At 60.5% G+C, this 17,627-nt stretch carries 16 protein-coding genes; 8 read left to right on the top strand and 8 right to left on the bottom strand.

Annotated elements, in window-relative coordinates; genetic code table 11:
* Positions 1 to 7: 7 nt before the first annotated feature.
* Both hexR and QRN61_RS06695 read right to left on the bottom strand, forming a co-directional pair.
* Complete coding sequence (hexR, locus tag QRN61_RS06690; RefSeq protein WP_007962240.1) at positions 8 to 874, bottom strand: transcriptional regulator HexR; 867 nt, start codon at positions 872 to 874, stop codon at positions 8 to 10.
* Between the two features lie 126 nt (positions 875 to 1,000).
* Positions 1,001 to 3,931, bottom strand: a complete 2,931-nt coding sequence (locus tag QRN61_RS06695) for a GGDEF domain-containing phosphodiesterase (protein ID WP_285373451.1) — start codon at positions 3,929 to 3,931, stop codon at positions 1,001 to 1,003.
* 201 nt (positions 3,932 to 4,132) lie between these two features.
* Here QRN61_RS06695 and uvrD point away from each other — a divergent pair, with 201 nt between their 5' ends.
* The 4 genes from uvrD (at position 4,133) to QRN61_RS06715 (ending at position 8,488) form a co-directional block, all read left to right on the top strand.
* Positions 4,133 to 6,316 carry a DNA helicase II gene (gene uvrD / locus QRN61_RS06700; protein ID WP_095137765.1) on the top strand — a complete coding sequence of 728 codons (2,184 nt, stop codon included), beginning with the start codon at positions 4,133 to 4,135 and terminating at the stop codon, positions 6,314 to 6,316.
* 135 nt (positions 6,317 to 6,451) lie between these two features.
* Positions 6,452 to 6,892: an EamA family transporter gene (locus QRN61_RS06705; RefSeq protein WP_027610340.1), complete on the top strand. Its 441-nt coding sequence runs from the start codon at positions 6,452 to 6,454 to the stop codon at positions 6,890 to 6,892.
* Positions 6,893 to 7,068: 176 nt separating this feature from the next.
* The gene (locus QRN61_RS06710; RefSeq protein ID WP_102356656.1) at positions 7,069 to 7,944 is read left to right on the top strand and encodes a Tim44 domain-containing protein; all 876 of its coding nucleotides are present in this window, start codon (positions 7,069 to 7,071) and stop codon (positions 7,942 to 7,944) included.
* 136 nt (positions 7,945 to 8,080) lie between these two features.
* Positions 8,081 to 8,488, top strand: coding sequence for an SMI1/KNR4 family protein (locus QRN61_RS06715; protein ID WP_024164487.1), 408 nt, complete (start codon positions 8,081 to 8,083; stop codon positions 8,486 to 8,488).
* Positions 8,489 to 8,509: 21 nt separating this feature from the next.
* Here QRN61_RS06715 and QRN61_RS06720 read toward each other — a convergent pair whose 3' ends face one another.
* Entirely contained in the window at positions 8,510 to 10,273 is a 1,764-nt protein-coding gene (locus QRN61_RS06720; protein WP_097089419.1) for a cation:proton antiporter, read from the bottom strand.
* 282 nt (positions 10,274 to 10,555) lie between these two features.
* Here QRN61_RS06720 and QRN61_RS06725 point away from each other — a divergent pair, with 282 nt between their 5' ends.
* On the top strand, positions 10,556 to 11,038 hold the full coding sequence (locus QRN61_RS06725) for an acyl-CoA thioesterase (protein ID WP_003229693.1): 483 nt from the start codon (positions 10,556 to 10,558) through the stop codon (positions 11,036 to 11,038).
* A 135-nt stretch (positions 11,039 to 11,173) separates the two neighbouring features.
* Here the strand turns inward: QRN61_RS06725 and pdxY are convergent, their stop codons facing one another.
* Complete coding sequence (pdxY, locus tag QRN61_RS06730) at positions 11,174 to 12,046, bottom strand: pyridoxal kinase PdxY (protein ID WP_027610337.1); 873 nt, start codon at positions 12,044 to 12,046, stop codon at positions 11,174 to 11,176.
* A 117-nt stretch (positions 12,047 to 12,163) separates the two neighbouring features.
* On the opposite strand from pdxY, the gene QRN61_RS06735 reads away from it, so the two are divergent.
* Complete coding sequence (locus tag QRN61_RS06735) at positions 12,164 to 12,577, top strand: DUF3301 domain-containing protein (protein WP_025112628.1); 414 nt, start codon at positions 12,164 to 12,166, stop codon at positions 12,575 to 12,577.
* Position 12,578: 1 nt separating this feature from the next.
* Here QRN61_RS06735 and QRN61_RS06740 read toward each other — a convergent pair whose 3' ends face one another.
* Positions 12,579 to 13,550 (bottom strand): CobW family GTP-binding protein, encoded by a 972-nt coding sequence (locus tag QRN61_RS06740; protein ID WP_096795430.1) that lies wholly within the window; start codon positions 13,548 to 13,550, stop codon positions 12,579 to 12,581.
* 28 nt (positions 13,551 to 13,578) lie between these two features.
* On the opposite strand from QRN61_RS06740, the gene QRN61_RS06745 reads away from it, so the two are divergent.
* Positions 13,579 to 13,935, top strand: coding sequence for an NADH:ubiquinone oxidoreductase (locus QRN61_RS06745; protein WP_096795431.1), 357 nt, complete (start codon positions 13,579 to 13,581; stop codon positions 13,933 to 13,935).
* 4 nt (positions 13,936 to 13,939) lie between these two features.
* Here QRN61_RS06745 and QRN61_RS06750 read toward each other — a convergent pair whose 3' ends face one another.
* Complete coding sequence (locus QRN61_RS06750) at positions 13,940 to 14,590, bottom strand: DUF1826 domain-containing protein (RefSeq protein ID WP_123585917.1); 651 nt, start codon at positions 14,588 to 14,590, stop codon at positions 13,940 to 13,942.
* Positions 14,590 to 15,795, bottom strand: coding sequence for a zinc metallochaperone GTPase ZigA (zigA, locus tag QRN61_RS06755; RefSeq protein ID WP_285373452.1), 1,206 nt, complete (start codon positions 15,793 to 15,795; stop codon positions 14,590 to 14,592). The genes QRN61_RS06750 and zigA overlap by 1 nt, the downstream gene beginning before the upstream one ends.
* A 234-nt stretch (positions 15,796 to 16,029) precedes the next feature.
* On the opposite strand from zigA, the gene QRN61_RS06760 reads away from it, so the two are divergent.
* Positions 16,030 to 16,407 carry a glutamine synthetase gene (locus tag QRN61_RS06760; RefSeq protein ID WP_285373453.1) on the top strand — a complete coding sequence of 126 codons (378 nt, stop codon included), beginning with the start codon at positions 16,030 to 16,032 and terminating at the stop codon, positions 16,405 to 16,407.
* On the opposite strand, the gene QRN61_RS06765 is transcribed toward QRN61_RS06760, so the two are convergent.
* A complete protein-coding gene (locus QRN61_RS06765; RefSeq protein ID WP_285373454.1) occupies positions 16,404 to 17,600 on the bottom strand; it encodes an N-acetylmuramoyl-L-alanine amidase in 1,197 nt (398 codons plus the stop codon). The two genes, QRN61_RS06760 and QRN61_RS06765, sit on opposite strands and share 4 nt — an antisense overlap.
* Between the last annotated feature and the right edge of the window lie 27 nt (positions 17,601 to 17,627).

Below are 17,627 nucleotides of genomic sequence, written 5' to 3' on the forward strand. Positions count from 1 at the left end.
GATAACTTCAGTCATCCAGGGCTTTCACGGCCTTGGGGGATAGCCGCAAGCTGCGCAGGCTGCGCTTCACGCTCTTCAGGTGGTTGACCAGACTCGGCCCGCGCGCCATGGCCACGCCCATCGCCAGCACGTCGATTACCACCAGATGCGCGATTCGCGAGGTCAGTGGCGTATAAATCTCGGTGTCTTCGTGCACATCGATCGCCAGGTTGACGGTCGACAGCTCAGCCAGCGGTGTCTGGCTCGGGCACAAGGTGATCAGCGACGCGCCGCTCTCGCGCACCAGGTTGGCGGTGATCAGCAGATCCTTGGAGCGCCCGGACTGGGAAATGCAGATCGCCACGTCGGTCGGCTTCAACGTCACCGCCGACATCGCCTGCATGTGCGGGTCGGAATACGCCGCCGCCGTCAGCAGCAGACGGAAGAACTTGTGCTGCGCATCCGCCGCCACCGCGCCTGACGCACCAAAGCCATAGAACTCGACACGCTGGGCCTGGGACATCAGCGTCACCGCGCGCTGCAATTCCACCGGATCGAGCTTCTCGCGAACCTCCATCAGAGTGTGCAGGGTAGTGTCGAAAATTTTCAGGCTGTAGTCGGCGACCGAGTCGTCCTCATGGATCGCGAACTGACCGAAGCTGGCCCCGGCGGCCAGGCTTTGCGCCAGTTTCAGCTTGAGATCCTGAAACCCGGAGCAGCCGATGGCCCGGCAGAAACGCACGATGGTCGGCTCGCTGATGCCGACGCTGTGGGCCAGGTCGGCCATGGAACTGTGCATCACCGCCGCAGGGTCAAGCAGCACGTGGTCGGCGACCTTGAGCTCCGACTTGCGTAACAGGTGACGTGACTGGGCGATGTGTTGCAGCAGATTCAATGGGCTGGACTCTTCTTATGGGCAAGGATGTAGCACGCTTGTAGTTATACTACATGAATTGGCTTTTTGCCTGCTCAATGCGTAACTCCAGTCCCCGTATCAGGCGCGATGGAGTGCATGTAGCCCTTAAAGCGGATTTCCCTGTTCGCGCAAAAGCCCAGCCAGACGCTCAGCCTCCACCGGGCGACTGATCAGATACCCCTGCACTTCGTCGCAGCGTTCAGCACGTAAAAATTCCAGCTGTTCTTGCCGCTCGACGCCTTCAGCCACCACTTTCAACGACAGCCCGTGCGCCATGGCGATGATCGCCCGGGTGATCGCCGCATCCTCACTGCCCTGCCCCAGCCCGCGAATGAATGCCTGATCGATCTTCACGTAATCCACCGGAATTCGCTTGAGGTAACTCAGCGACGAATAGCCGGTGCCGAAATCATCGATTGCCAGCTTCACCCCCAGATCGCGCAACTGCTGGAAGGTCGCGATGATGTGTTCGACGCTGTCGAGCAACTGGCTCTCGGTGAGTTCGAGTTCGAGGTAGTGCGGGGCCAGACCGGTTTCTTCCAGCACCTGGCGCACCAGACTGACCAGTTTGCCCTGACGCAGTTGATGCACCGACAGGTTCACCGATACCCGAATCGGCTCCAGCCCTTGCCGCTGCCACTCGCACGCCTGCCAGCAGGCCTGGCGCAGTACAAATTCGCCGATCGGGCCGATCAGTCCGGTTTCCTCGGCCAAACCAATGAAGTCCCCCGGCGGCACCCGGCCCATGCTTGGATGATCCCAGCGCACCAGCGCTTCCGCCGCATTCAGGCGCCCGGTTTGCAGACACAGCTTCGGCTGGTAGAACACCTTGAGCTGCTTGTCTTCGATGGCTTTGCGCAGCTGGTTTTCCAGTTGCAGGCGCTCAAGGGTGCTGGCCTGCAGGCTGTCGGTGTAGAACTGGAAATTGTTGCCGCCCAGATGCTTGGCGTGTTGCATGGCCATGTTCGACTGACTGACCAGCGCAGAGATTTCCCGGGCGTTGTCCGGCAGCATGCTGATGCCCATCGAGGCACTGACCACCAGTTCATGCCCTTCGACCGTCAGCGGCAGACGCAGCTTGCTCGACAGCCGCGTCGCGACCCGCGCCAGGCTCGACAGGTTGCCGTAGGCATCGAACAGCACGGCAAATTCATCACCGGATAGTCGGGCAATGGTGTCGGCCTCCGGCAAGGCGTTGACCAGGCGTCGAGCCATTTTCTGCAACAGCTGATCCGCCACCTCGTGGCCGAGGCTGTCGTTGAGCAGCTTGAAGCGATCGAGATTGATGTGCAGCAGCGCCAGACTGCGGCGCCCGCCCTGACGCACGCGCTGATGGGCTTCGTGCAGGCGTTCGCGGAACAGAGAGCGGTTGGCCAGCCCGGTCAGCTCATCGTAGTGCGTCAGGAAGCGCATGCGCTCCTCGGATTCGCGCCGCGCCGATAGATCGGCGAAGAAGCCGACGATATGGCTGACATTTCCTCGACTGTCGCGCACCGCGTTGAGTTGCAGCCACTGCGGATACAGCTCGCCGTTCTTGCGGGTTTCCACCAGTTCGCCCTGCCAACTGCCGTGCTGCTCTAACGCGTGGCGGATCGAAACGTAATGCCGGCGGGCGTCGCGACTGCACGGCAGCTCGACGACATTGCGCCCGAGCATGTCTTCAATGTCATAACCGGTGACGCGGCTGAACGCCTGATTGATCGCGATCAAGGCATAGTTCGGGTCGAGAATGACGATGCCTTCACTGGCTGCTTCGAACACCGTGGCCGCCAGTCGCTGCTGTTCTTCGAGGCTTTTGCTCGCGCTGATGTCGCGCCGGGTGCCGACCATGCGGATCACCCGCCCACTGTCACTGCGCTCCACGGCGCGGCCGCGATCCTCGATCCACACCCAATGGCCGTCGCCGTGACGCACGCGGTATTCGATCTGATAGTCCTCGGTGCGGCCCTTCAGGTGCTCGATCAGCGCCTGCTTGAGCGACGGCACGTCCTCGGGATGCAGGCGTGGCTTGAGGTCGCGCAAGATCGCCGTGACGTACTCCGGCGCGAGGCCGAACAGCTCCTGGATCTGCGTGTGGTGGACTTCGTCGGTTTGCAGGTTCCAGTCCCACAGCCCCAGCTCACTGGCCTTCAACGCCAGGGCCAGCCGGGCTTCGCTTTTGCTCAACGCCTGATTGGCTATGTCCAGCTCGCGGCTGCGCTGGGCCACGCGGTCTTCCAGCTCGATCTGTGCTTCACGCAATTGGCCCTCGGCACAGCGCCGCTGTTCGATCTCCTTGGCCAGCGCCTGATTGAGCTGCTCGCTGCGGTTCTGCGCTTGCTGCAGGTGTTCGATCAGGTGCTGATTCTGAAACCGTCGCAGCAAGCCACGATCAATCAGCCGATTGACCTGCCAGGCGACCACGCTCAGCGAACCGAGCAGAATCAGCCCGAGCCAGCCCCAACCGCGCGCCTGCTCATCTCCGCCCCAGAACAGGTAGCCGATCGCCGGCAGCAGGCACGGCAAGGTAAAGGACAGAAACGCCGGCAGACTGACGGCGTAGGCAACGCTGGCCGATAACGTCGCGGCACCGATCAGGCCGAACACCCAGGCTTGCTGCATGAAGTTGTCGGCAGGCACCAGCGCGATGCCGGCGCCGGCCAGGGTCAGACCGGTCATGGTCGAGCCGAGCAGGAACATGCGAAACCAGATCGGCTGGGCCTGGCGATCCGGGATCGCCGAATCGAACGCCGCGACCTGAATCACCCGCAGCGCCACCAGCGACAACAACCAGACCAGCCAGATGCTGACCACGAAATAGCGCTGCGGGCTCCAGAGCAAAGCGGCGCAGACCAGACCATTGAGTAACATGAACATCGTCGGCAGCAGCGAGCCCTGATACAGCAGGCGCGTGCGTTCTACCGCCATTTCGACGGCGTAATGCTTGCGGATGACCCGGGGTTCCACAGAGGGGCCCGACAGGTCTGAGCTGAGGGTCTTGTGCAATGTTGTTGTTCTTATAAGAGTGAGCATGGGCCCGAAACGTGGACGGAGCATACACAAGCCAACCCCGTTGCCAAACTGCTCCAGATCATAATTTGCCGGAAACTTTCCGCCGTCCGATCACCGGCAAAACCCGCAGAGTGAGGCGGGCCGAAGCCTGTAGCCAGTGACCGACCGGTCGTCATCGACGGCGCTTTCATCGGCTAATGCAAAGCTCGGTTTGCCCGGGCCTGCGGCGCACCCTAGAATGCCCCGATGCGCGATGATCTCTCCCTTCTGCTGAACTCCCTCAACGATGCCCAACGCCAGGCCGTAGCAGCCCCCGTTGGCCGTCAGTTGGTCCTGGCCGGTGCCGGTTCCGGTAAAACCCGAGTGCTGGTGCACCGTATCGCCTGGTTGATCCAGGTCGAAAACGCCTCGCCCCACTCCATTCTGTCGGTGACCTTCACCAACAAGGCCGCTGCCGAGATGCGTCATCGCATCGAACAGTTGCTGGGTATCAACCCGGCCGGCATGTGGGTCGGCACCTTCCACGGCCTGGCGCACCGCTTGCTGCGGGCGCACTGGCAGGAAGCCGGGTTGAGCCAGACTTTCCAGATTCTCGACAGCGACGACCAGCAGCGGCTGGTCAAGCGGGTGATCCGCGAGCTGGGACTGGACGAACAACGCTGGCCAGCCCGTCAGGCCCAGTGGTTCATCAACGGGCAGAAAGACGAAGGTCTGCGTCCGCAACACATTCAGGCCAGCGGCGACTTGTACCTGGCGACCATGCGCGGCATCTATGAGGCCTACGAGGCTGCCTGCCAGCGCGCCGGCGTCATCGACTTCTCCGAACTGCTGCTGCGCGCCCTCGACCTGTGGCGCGATCACCCGGGTCTGCTGGCGCACTATCAGAAGCGCTTCCGCCACATCCTCGTCGACGAATTCCAGGACACCAACGCCGTGCAGTACGCCTGGTTGCGCCTGCTCGGCAAGGGCGGCGACAGCCTGATGGTGGTCGGCGACGACGACCAGTCGATCTACGGCTGGCGCGGGGCGAAAATCGAGAACATTCATCAGTACTCGTCCGACTTCCCGGATTCGGTGACCATTCGTCTGGAGCAGAACTACCGCTCCACCGCCGGCATCCTCAAGGCGGCCAACGCTCTGATCGCCAACAACACCGGACGTCTCGGCAAAGAGCTGTGGACCGACGGTGGCGATGGTGAAGCGATCAACCTGTACGCCGCGTTCAACGAACACGACGAAGCACGCTACGTTGTCGAAACCATCGAAAGCGCGCTGAAAACCGGCCTGGCTCGGAGCGATATCGCGATTCTCTACCGCTCCAACGCCCAATCGCGCGTTCTCGAAGAAGCCTTGCTGCGCGAGCGCATTCCGTACCGCATCTATGGCGGCCAGCGCTTCTTTGAACGCGCGGAAATCAAGAACGCCATGGCCTACCTGCGTTTACTTGAAGGCCGTGGCAACGACGCAGCACTGGAGCGGGTGATCAACGTCCCGGCCCGTGGTATTGGCGAAAAAACAGTCGAAGCGATCCGCGACCATGCTCGCCACAGCGATGTATCGATGTGGGAAGCGATGCGCCAACTGGTCGCCAATAAAGGCCTGACCGGTCGCGCTGCCGGCGCCTTGGGTGCGTTTATCGAGCTGATCGAAAACCTTGCCGCCAAGTGCATGGAGATGCCGCTGCACTTGATGACTCAGACCGTCATCGAGCAATCGGGGCTGATCGCCTATCACGAAGCGGAAAAAGGCGAGAAAGGCCAGGCCCGGGTGGAAAACCTTGAGGAACTGGTCAGCGCCGCGCGCAACTTCGAAACCACCGAAGAAGACGAAGAGCTGACGCCACTGGCGGCATTCCTCGGCCACGCGTCGCTGGAAGCCGGCGACACTCAAGCCGACGAGCACGAAGACAGCATTCAGCTGATGACCCTGCACAGCGCCAAAGGCCTGGAATTCCCTTACGTGTTCCTGGTGGGCATGGAAGAAGGCCTGTTCCCGCACAAGATGAGCCTGGAAGAACCGGGTCGCCTTGAAGAAGAGCGCCGCCTGGCCTATGTGGGCATCACCCGTGCCATGCAGAATCTGGTGATGACCTATGCTGAAACCCGGCGCCTGTACGGCAGCGAAACCTACAACAAGGTCTCGCGTTTCGTCCGTGAAGTGCCGAAGGGTCTGATTCAGGAAGTGCGCCTGTCGAACAGCGTCAGCCGACCGTTCGGCGGCAACCAGTCGATGAGCGGCAGCAACCTGTTCAGCGGCAGCGAGATCCCGGAAACCGGCTTCAGCCTCGGTCAGGCGGTACGACATTCGATCTTCGGCGACGGCGTGATCCTCAACTTCGAAGGTTCCGGCGCGCAGGCGCGGGTGCAGGTGAACTTCAGCGAAGGCAGCAAGTGGCTGATGCTGGGATACGCCAAGCTGGAAGCGATCTGACGCCGGTTTCGCTTTTCTGTGGGAGCGAGCCTGCTCGCGAATGACATCACCGTGGTTGATCTGATAAACCGCAGCGTGGCTTTCGCGAGCAGGCTCGCTCCCACAGGGGTCGGATGATCTAACAAGGATATTTGCATGGGCTCAGGCTTCTTCTCTTCCTGGACATTCTGGGCCCTGCTCTCGGCAACTTTTGCCGCGCTGACGGCGATCTTCGCCAAGATCGGCATCGAAAACGTCAATTCCGACTTCGCTACCCTGCTGCGCACCATCGTGGTCCTGGTCAGCCTGGCCTTGATTTTGTACGCGACGGGCCAATATCAGTCATTGGGATCAATTTCCGCCAAGAGCTACTTGTTCCTGCTGTTATCTGGCCTGGGTACCGGCGCATCGTGGCTGTGTTACTTCCGCGCGCTGAAAGTCGGCCCGGCTTCGCTGGTCGCGCCAGTGGACAAGCTCAGCGTGGTACTGGTGGCGGTGCTCGGCGTGATCCTGCTGGGCGAGAAACTCGACCTGCGCCAATGGGGCGGCATCGGCCTGATCACCGCCGGTGTGGTAATGCTGGCGTTGCGTCGATAAGCAGGTTTCCCGCTGAACCTATCCCATTTTCCTACAGACAAAAGTACATGGCCTTATTGCTTCGATGGAGCTGAACCTAAGCTGTCAGGCAAAAGCCCGAAACACTCTCTCGCTAGCCAGTAACACTTCAGCTGTGCAACATGGCGCGCGTGTCTCCACAAACGGGAATTCCCTTTATGAAACGTTTTCTTAGCATCGCCATGGCGTTGTGCATCGGCCTGACGATGAGCCTCGACGCCAACGCCAAGCGCTTTGGTGGTGGCAAAAGCGCCGGCGCTGCGCCGACGCACCAGACCAGCCAGATGGCTCCTTCTTCCCCAGGCATGGGCGGCGCAGCAGCGACCGCTGGTGCAGCCGGCGCTGCCGGTGCCGCGGCCAAGGCTGGCGGCGCTTCTAAATGGCTCGGCCCTCTGGCCGGTATCGCCGCCGGTGGCCTGCTCGCGTCCATGTTCATGGGCGGCGGCTTCCAGGGCATGCAGATCTTCGACATCCTGATCATGGCCGTGATCGCGTTCGTGATCTTCCGCTTCATCGCTGCGCGTCGACGCAAGCAGCAGGAGCACCTGGCTCCGGCCGGCGCGCCGATGCAGCGTGAAGTGTTCGAGCAGAAGCCTGCCGCCATGGGTTCGATCTTCGGTGGTTCGGCCGCGCCGGTTGCCGCTCGTCCGGTGATCAACGCACCGGCCTGGTTCAACGAGCAGAACTTCCTTGCCGCTGCGCGCAGCCACTTCCAGTCGCTGCAGCAGCACTGGGACGCCAACGAAATGGACAAGATTGCTGAGTTCGTGACCCCGCAAATGCTCGACTTCCTCAAGCGTGAGCGTGCGGACCTGGGCGACGGCTTCCAGTCGACCTACATCGACAACTTGCAGGTACAGCTGGACGGCGTGGATGATCGTGCCGACAAGACCATCGCCACCCTGACCTTCAGCGGCGTGTCGAAGACCTCGCGTTTCGATCAGGGCGAAGTGTTCAGCGAAAGCTGGAACATGGAACGTCCACAGGGCGACAACCAGCCTTGGCTGGTGGCCGGTATCCGCCAGAACGGCTGATCCCTCGGCGTTACGCATGCGGTAATAAAAACCCCGGCCTCGGCCGGGGTTTTCTATTTCGCGGTTGCATCTATAGCGAGCTACTGTATAAACCGGCCCATATAAACCGCGCCATTCAAGCAAGAGGATCCCGGACGTGGAAGAAATCATCGAACAACTGCGCGAAGCCAACGAACCCGTACCGGTTCCCCTGGAATTGCCCGACGAAGACCAGCTGGTAGAAATCGAAGAAGAACTCTTCATCAACATCCCGTTCGTCTTCAAAGAGTTTCTGCTGACCGTCAGCGACGTGGTGTACGGCAGCCTCGAGCCGGTGACCGTCACCGACCCGCAATCACACACCTACTTGCCGGATGTCGCGGCCAATGCCTGGGACGCTGGCGTACCGCGCGACCTGATCCCGATCTGCCAGGACGGCGACAACTACTACTGCGTCGAAGAAGACGGCACCGTGGTGCTGTGGTCCGGCGAAGAAGAGCTGATCACCGAAGAGTCCTGGGAATCGGTGTGGCACTGGGCGCGGGACGTCTGGCTGGAAAGCTGATTCGCCAGACGCCCGGGTCGGTCAGTGCCCCGACGACTCCTTGTGGTTGTCGAGGGTTTCCAGCAGGGCCACCTGCATCCGCGTGTGCACGCGGATGAACCAGCGCCAGAGCAGCGCCGCCACGGCGGCCGCGACCACGGCGACCAGCACCAGCAACTTGTTGGTCGGCAGGATACTGGCCGACAAGGCTGCCAACAGCAGGAAGATCACCAGCAGCGAGAGGATCGGGATCACTTCGGAGATCACCCGACGCACTCGCTGCGTGTGCCGCCCAGCCATCTCCGGCTTCACACCCATCTCCGCCAACAGCATCGACAACGCCTTGAGCTTGCGATACGCCGCAATCAGGAACGGCAGCGACAGCAGCAGCGCCCCGCCCCAGATCAACGCCTTCTGCCAGCTCGGATCAGTGATCCAGTCCTGCATCCACACCGACAACCGTCCGGCGAAGAACGCGCCGCTGAAGAAGATCGCGATCACCAGCGCCAGATTGACCCCGACCTGCAACAGGATCCGCCGGATCATCGCCGCCAGCATCGCGCCCTCGCCTTGCGGCTGAATGCTGCGCAGCCATTCGCCATACATGCCGAACACCCGGCCCAGGCGTTTGGGCACCGCTGCCGAGAGCTTGATCGACAGCGGATCGGCCGCGCGGATCAGATACGGCGTCAGCAGCGTGGTGATCACCGACACCGCCACCGCAACGGGATAAAGGAAGTTGCTGGTGACCTGCAGCGTCATCCCGAGCGCGGCGATGATGAAGGAAAATTCGCCAATCTGTGACAGCCCCATCCCCACACGCAGTGAGGTGCGTCCGTCATTGCCGGCGATAAACGCCCCGAGGCCGCAGGACAACATCTTGCCGAGCACCACCGCCACGGTAATGACTGCAATCGGCCACGCGTATTGCAGCAGGATCATAGGATCGAGCATCAGGCCGATGGCGACGAAGAAGATTGCACTGAACAGGTCGCGAACCGGCTCGATCAGCCGTTCGATCTTCAGCAGCTGCCGCGACTCGGCCATGATCGCGCCGATCAGGAAGGCGCCGAGCACCATGCTGTATTCAAGCTTGACCACCAGCAGGCAGAAACCGAAACACAAACCCAGCACGGTAATCAGCAGCATCTCGTTGCTTTCGAATTTGGCGACATACGCCAGCAGACGCGGTACCAGCAAAATGCCGACCACCAGCGCGACGATCATGAACAGCGACAGTTTGCCGACCGTGGAGAACACTTCGCCGGAGCTGACCGTGCCGCTGACTGCGATGCTCGACAGCAAGGCGATGATGCCAATGCCGAGGATGTCCTCGACGATCAGTACGCCGAAGATCAGTTGCGCAAAGCGCTCGTTCTTCATCTTCAGGTCGTTGAGCGCCTTGACGATGATGGTGGTTGAGGAGATGGCGAGGATTGCGCCGAGGAACAGCGAGTCCATGGTGTTCCAGTCGAACCAGCGACCGATCTCGTAGCCGATCCAGATCATCAGGACAATTTCGAGGAATGCCGCGATAAACGCCGTGGCGCCAACCTTGAACAACTTGCGCAGGCTGAATTCCAGCCCGAGGCAGAACATCAGGAAAATCACCCCCAGCTCGGCGAGGGTCTTGATGGTTTCTTCGTCGTGGATCAGGCCGAACGGCGGTGTGTGCGGGCCGATGATGAAACCGGCGACGATGTAGCCGAGCACCACCGGCTGCTTGAAGCGGTGAAACAGCACGGTGACCACACCTGCGACCAACATGATCACTGCCAGGTCCTGAATAAAGCTGATGGCATGCATGGTGTGGGCTCCTTGTATGACGTGACCCGCCGTCAGACTTCAGAAAGGTCTGAGCGAGTTGGGTAAAAATCCGCTTTTCGTGTAGGAATTGCCCTTGGGCAGGGCCTTTTGCAGGTTAACACCGCGACTTCCGGCTGGAAGGCGGTGCAATATAAGGAAACAGATCGGTCGCGGCGTGACGGCAGCCAGTCGTCTGGCGTCCCGATAACGGTGCTTTTGAAAAAGCCACCAGGCACCCGCAGAGGTGCGTCCAGCCATCCAGCCTTGATCCGTGAGAACGTTATGGAACCCGGAAACGCCCAACTGTCGATGACGGTATTGATGACCCCCGACATGGCCAACTTCTCTGGCAATGTCCACGGCGGTACCCTGCTCAAATACCTCGACGAAGTGGCCTACGCCTGTGCGAGCCGCTATGCCGGCCGCTACGTGGTAACGCTGTCGGTGGATCAGGTGATTTTCCGCGAGCCGATCCATGTCGGCGAACTGGTGACCTTCCTCGCGTCGGTCAACTACACCGGCAACACCTCGATGGAAGTCGGCATCAAAGTGGTGACCGAGAACATCCGCGAGCGCTCGGTGCGCCACACCAACAGCTGCTTCTTCACCATGGTTGCGGTGGATGACCAGCGCAAACCGGCCGCCGTGCCGCCGCTGCAACCGCAGAACAGCGAAGACAAGCGTCGTTATATGCAGGCCCAGCAGCGTCGGCAAATTCGCCAGGAGCTGGAAAAGCGTTATCAGGAGATCAAGGGCGACGCCTGATCAGCCCTTTGGAATGATGTCGCTTTACAGATCGCCTTCGCGAGCAAGCCCGCTCCCACATTGAATCGCAGTCCTCCCATGGGAATGCAGTCGAACGTGGGAGCGGGCTTGCTCGCGAATGGACGTAATGCGGTCTTACAGACTGATCGCCGTCGCCTCGAACTTCACCCGCGGATGCGCAATCCGGTCCTGCGCTCGCACCAGTTGCAGCTCGTAACTGGCACACGCCTGGGTTTCCAGCAGCACCTCATGCACCGCCGCTGCGGTGAACTCAAACGCCGCCACCAGACTGTCGCCGAGCAGTACCCGCGCGAGGAACAGCCCAGACGTCAGATCGCCGACACCCACTGGCTGACGCGGAAACGCCAGCAGCGGACGGCGCAGGTGCCAGCTTTCGTCTGCGGTCACCAACAACATCTCGAAACCGTCCGCCGGCTTGCCCGGATAATCCAGATGCTTGACCAGCACCGCTTTCGGCCCACGTGCCAGCAATGCCCGAGCCATCGCCAGACAATCGAACAGCGACTGCGGCTTGCGCCCGGAGAAGCTGTCCAGCTCCAGTTGGTTCGGGCACATGATGTCCGCCACCGCAGCGGCTTCCTCCAGCAGGAAATCGCTGACTTCGGCCGGCACACTGCAGCCCTTCTCCGGATGGCCCATCACCGGGTCGCACAGGTACAACGCCTTCGGATTGACCGACTTGATGCGCTCGACGCCACTGAGAATCGCCCGGCCCTGCGCCGCGCTGCCCAGATAACCGGAAAGCACGGCGTCGCAGTTGCCCAGCTCGCCAATGGCGGCAATGCCTTCGACCAGTTCGGGGATCTGGTGCGGCGCCAGCACTTCACCGGCCCACTGCCCGTACTGGGTGTGATTGGAAAACTGCACGGTGTTGAGCGGCCAGACATTCACCCCGACCCGCTGCATCGGAAACACGGCGGCGCTGTTGCCGGCGTGGCCGAAGACCACATGGGACTGAATGGCGAGCAGATGAGGCGTACGTTTCATTCGGGTTATTCCGTAAAACGATTGAAATTCAAGCCGCGCAGTATGCGATGAAACACAGCCTGTACGACAGACCGGCGACGCAGTTAAGCTGAGCTTATCTTTTGGAGTTTCCTGTTGATGCTGACCCTCGAAAACATCTTCGTGCTGATGCTGTTCGCCGCAGCCGGCGCATGGCTATGGCACAACCACGGCTTGCGCGAGCGGGCGCTGGAGCGGGTCAAGCAGCATTGCATCAACGTCGGCGTCGAGCTGCTGGACGGTAACGTCGCGTTGAAAAAAATCGGTTTGATCAAGGATGCCAGCGGGCGGCGGCGCCTGGCCCGGGTCTATAACTTCGAGTTCACCGTGACCGGTGAAACCCGGCACAACGGCACCATCACCCAGTTCGGCGCGCACAGTGCGCAAATCGAACTGGCGCCCTACCCGGCGCCGTTCGACGATACGCCGCCGGTGGTCGAAGTTACCCGCCCAAGGGCCGAAGTGATCGAACTGAGCCAGTGGCGGCAGGAACACAACAAGTGGAAGCCTTGAGCTAACCCGCCTGCACCCGGCATTGCGTCAGGCCTGACTGCAAAGCATCGATACGTTGTGCATCGGCAAAGATCAGCTCTATACGTGAATCCCGTCGCCACTCACTCGGTTGCCAATCCAGTTCGGCGTTATCCACGGCATTGGCCGACACCCAGCCCTCGGCGCTGTGGATAACCAGTTTGGCCCGCCGCCAGTCCAGGCTCTGCAGCCATTGGCTCAGACGTTGCGTATCGAACGTCTGTCCAGGGTGCCAACGCCAGCCGATGCTCCAACCGCCCTCCTGTGCCTGACTCAGGCAGATCGGCGATGCCGGGTCGCTCCAGATCGCCGGAATCGGTCCCGATCCCTCGGGCACAACAAGGTTATCCACCGCAGCCCCCGCTTGCGCAGCCACACCCGGCAGCTCGCTCAACGGCAGTTGCGCCTGCTGCGTCCAGATCATTTTGACTGCCGGCAAACGCTCGACGATGGTCTGCCGTGCAGCCTCATCCAGACTTTCTGCCTTGTTCAGCAACAGCAGGCCGGCGCTGGCCAAAGCCTCCTGCTGAGCGGGCGGCAAGGCTTTCCCGGCGGCCAGCGCCTGGGCATCCAGCACTAACACACAGGGCTGCAGCGCCAGTACACCCAACCACGGTGCTTCGCTTAACTGCTTGAGCAACTGCGCCGGATGGCCCAGCCCGGACGGCTCGATGAACAGCCGATCCGGCCTGGCTTTGCGCAGCAAACGGCCGAGGCCGATTTGAAACGGCGCACCATTCACGCAGCACAGACACCCTCCGGCGACTTCGCCCAGTGCGATACCATCGGCGTCGCGTGTCAGCAACGCGGCATCGAGGCCGATCTGACCGAACTCGTTGATCAGCACCGCCCATCGCTCGCCGTCCGGCCGTTGGGCCATGAGCTGGCGAATCAGGCTGGTCTTGCCAGCGCCCAAAGGGCCGGCGATGACATGGGTAGGAATGTTCTGCAACATGACTGGGCGTTTTCTGAGGGGATTGGACATGCGTTGGATGGGATGGTCGTTGCTGTTGATGCTGCTGTCGAGCGAAGCATGGGCCCAGGCTTGCGTGGTACACAGCCAGGGCGAGCGACTCGACGTCAAAGTCTGCCAGCAGAACCGCAATATTCCCGAGAAGCTGTTCAGCGACGGCTTCTGCCAACCGACCCTGGCCGGGCAGAAAGTCGAGGTGCAGTACGTCGATCAATGCCCGAGCGGCGCGTTCGGCGTGTGCAGCAACGCGCAAGTCGCCAATATGCCCTATCGCCAGGATATCCACTATTACGGCGTCGCCTCCGACGCGGCGTATTTGCAGCCGTACTGCGAAGGCCAGAGCCAGGGCAAGTGGCTCAAGCCTTGAGCCGTCAGCCGAGCCAATCGAGGGTGAGCAGCAGACGTCGCTCACCCGGCGCCGGTTGCGGGGAGCGATGAATCAAGCCATAGCCTTCATTGCCGTGCCACTTCTCGCCTTTCAATAACGCCACGTCACCGCTCTGCAGTTGCTGGATGTTCGCGATGTCCCGTGGTTCGGCGTTTGCCTGGCCCAATTGCTCGCGATCCATCACGCCTTCCTTGAGCCACTGACTGCCGATCCCGCCGTAGGTTGTAATCAAGCGCACCGGCACATGATCGACATGGAAGCGTGGGCACATGGCTTTGTCCAACACCCGCAGGCGCAAACCGATGCGGCGAGCGCCCAGCAGACAGGCGAAGGCACTCACCAGCCATTGCAGGTCCGCGATGAAGCCCTCGTAGCCTTGCAGATCACGGAACCCGGCGGCCAGTCCTTGCAGATCAGGGTCGGCGTCTTCATTCGGCAATTCGATGCACAGTGATTCCGCCAAAGGCTCGTTGAGCGACAGCAGCAACTCTGCGAAATCGGCGATGTGCAGCGGCAGTTGGCGCTGCCAGACCGCGAGATTGACGTCGTCTTCGAGGATTCGCGTCAGCGTTTTCGGCGTCACCCCCTGATGCTGATGGCGCGCCCGGTTTTGCTGCAGTTTGAGCGCAAGCATCAGGCGGCCTCTTCGTGCCAAGGGCCGAACGGGTCCGGCAGCCTGCGCCAACCATCTGCGCCAATGGCCATTTCTTCATCAGTCAGCAGGCAGGCGTCGAGCTCCGACTTGAGCTGTACGAAGTCGATGTTCTGGCCGATGAATACCAGCTCCTGACGACAATCTCCAACGCTCGGTGTCCAGTTCTCCATGATCGCTGTGGTACTTTCCTGATCCTGCGGCCATTGGTTTTTCGGCACGAAACGCCACCAGCGACCGGCGAAACCATGGCGCATCAAACCGCCGGCCTGCGACCAACTGCCTGCGTCGGAGGGTTTGCTGGCGAGCCAGAAGAAGCCTTTGGAGCGCAGCAGTTTGCCGTTCGGCCATGGCCGATCGATGAAGTCGAAAAAGCGCTGCGGATGGAAAGGCCGGCGTGCGCGGTAGGCCGTCGAGGCGATGCCGTATTCCGTGGTTTCCGGCACGTGCTCACCACGCAATTCCTGCAACCAGCCCGGGGCCTGAGCGGCTTTCTCGAAATCGAAACGCCCGGTGTTGAGGATCTTCTCTAGCGGCACCTCGCCCATCACCATCGGGATGATCTCCGCTTGGGCGTTGAGACGCTTGAGGATGGCCATCAGCTCTTCGCGCTCCTGGCGGCTGATGAGGTCGATCTTGCTGATCAGCAGTACATCGGCGAACTCGATTTGTTCGATCAGCAGATCGGTGATCGAGCGTTCATCTTCATCGCCCAGTGTCTCGCCTCGGGAAGCCAGACTCTCGGCGGCCTGATAGTCGAGGAGGAAATTCACGCCGTCGACTACCGTCACCATGGTGTCGAGCCGCGCGACGTCAGCCAGGCTCTGGCCCTGTTCATCGCGGAAGGTAAACGTCTCGGCTACCGGCAGTGGTTCGGAAATACCGGTAGATTCGATGAGCAAGTAATCGAATCTTCCTTCGCGGGCAAGTTTGCTGACTTCTTCGAGCAGGTCCTCGCGTAACGTACAGCAGATACAACCGTTGCTCATCTCCACCAGTTTTTCTTCCGCACGGTTAAGGCTGACATCGCGCTGGACTTCGCTGCCATCAATGTTGATTTCGCTCATATCGTTAACGATGACCGCAACGCGCAAACCTTCTCGATTACGTAGTACGTAATTCAAAAGTGTACTTTTTCCGGCGCCGAGAAAGCCCGATAGAACGGTCACGGGAAGTGGAGATGACATTGGATAATCCTCATCAGGTTGTGGCCGATGTGCGCTTTGGCCTGTTTTGGCGTAGCTCACCGCGTACTTGAGCTTCAAAACAGCGCTTTGGCAGAAGCAGACGCTTGCAATCGGCGAGCTCAGGCTCAATTCAAATTTATGTTATAGCATAACAATATAAATAAGCCAGCCTCGCTCTTGCCCAAACCGATAAAGCGCTGGAAGCTGCACGCAAACTACCCATCGGATACCGAGATGAAAATTGCCCTGAAATGCTCGCTGCTGAGTCTCGCGTTGCTATCGTGGGCCAACGCATGGGGACAAATTCCTGCACTCGCCAACTGCACACGCAGCGCCAATCTGCTGGCCTGCATCGATGCGCAGGGCAATACCTACAGCGTAAACACGGTGGGCAGCACGATTTACCTGCGGGGCTTTGAAAAGGGCGGCAATCGCTACTGGGCACAGACCAACAGTCGTTTCGGCCAGCTGACGTTCTTCACCGGGCTCACCTCTGACGGCGAAGCCTGGGTTGGCTACACCCGTCGCGTTGGCTGGACGACGATCAATCGCTTTTCCAGCTCTGGCGGCAGCAGCGCCAAGTTCACCTGCAGTCGGATCACCGGCTGCTAAACCTGCGCTTCTTGCTGCTCCTGCTGCCAGGCGATGTAGCTATCTACTGGCGGATTCTTCTGGAAGTAACGCTGCAGTCCTTCGAATAAACCATCCGCCACGGCCTGCTGATGTCGAGGCGTGACCAGGCGCTGGCTGTCACGGGCGTTGGAAATGAAGCCGGTTTCCACCAGAATCGACGGCACGTCCGGCGACTTCAGCACGGCAAACCCTGCCTGCTCCACGCGCTTCTGATGCAGCGTGGTAATGCCCGCCAGACTGCCGAGAACGGTGCTGCCGAGTTGCAAACTGGCGGCAATGGTGGCATTCATCGACATGTCGAGAATCACGCCGGCGAGCATCGGATCTTTGTCCTTAAGGTTGAGCAGACTGGTCGCGCCCAGCAGATCCGCGCCATTCTCTCGCTGTGCCATGAAGCGTGCAGTTGCTGACGTCGCACCACCTTCAGACAAGCAATATACAGATGCTCCCGACGCGGTAAGACGCGGCGCCGCATCGGCGTGCACCGAAATAAACATGTCGGCCTTGTGCTGACGTGCGATGTCCACACGCTTGCGCAGCGGCACGAAGAAGTCGTCATTGCGCACCAGTTTGACGTCGAAGCCTTTCTCCCTTTTCAGGCGTTTGGCGAGCAACTGAGCGATGGCAAGAACCACATCTTTTTCCCGCTCACCCTTGGCGCCGACTGCACCTGGATCTTTCCCTCCGTGCCCAGGATCAACGACAACGATGATGTCGCGCTTGGGGTGAGTCTGAGGTGTTTCACGTGGAACCATTGCCAGACTGGATGCCTGTTTGGCGTTTACCAGATCCAGCACCAAGCGGTGTCCTTGACCATCTTGAGGCGCCAAAAGGAAGCTGTTCAATAGCACCGGATGGTGCAGGTCGAGAACGATCCGTGTATCACCTTGACCAAAGTGCCCTGTTCGAATCGAACGAATCGCAGTATCGGCAAGCTTCAATTGACTGAAATCGCCACTCAAACTCGCCCCGGAAAGGTCGATGATCAAGCGTTCTGGAGCGCTCAGCGAAAAGGTTTTGTAGCGCACCGGACCGCTCAGATCGAACACCAATCTGAGCTTGTCATCCGAACGCCAGAGGCGTGCATTGCGAATTTGCGTAGCCGAAACGGTGAAGGGAAAAGCCAAGGCCGTGCTGGCCAGAAGCAGGTTGAGCAGATGACGTCGGTGCATATGAAAGCCTGTTCATGAAAAAGGCAT

The sequence above is a fragment of the Pseudomonas sp. lyk4-TYG-107 genome (assembly GCF_030209055.1).
Lineage (GTDB): Bacteria > Pseudomonadota > Gammaproteobacteria > Pseudomonadales > Pseudomonadaceae > Aquipseudomonas > Aquipseudomonas putida_A.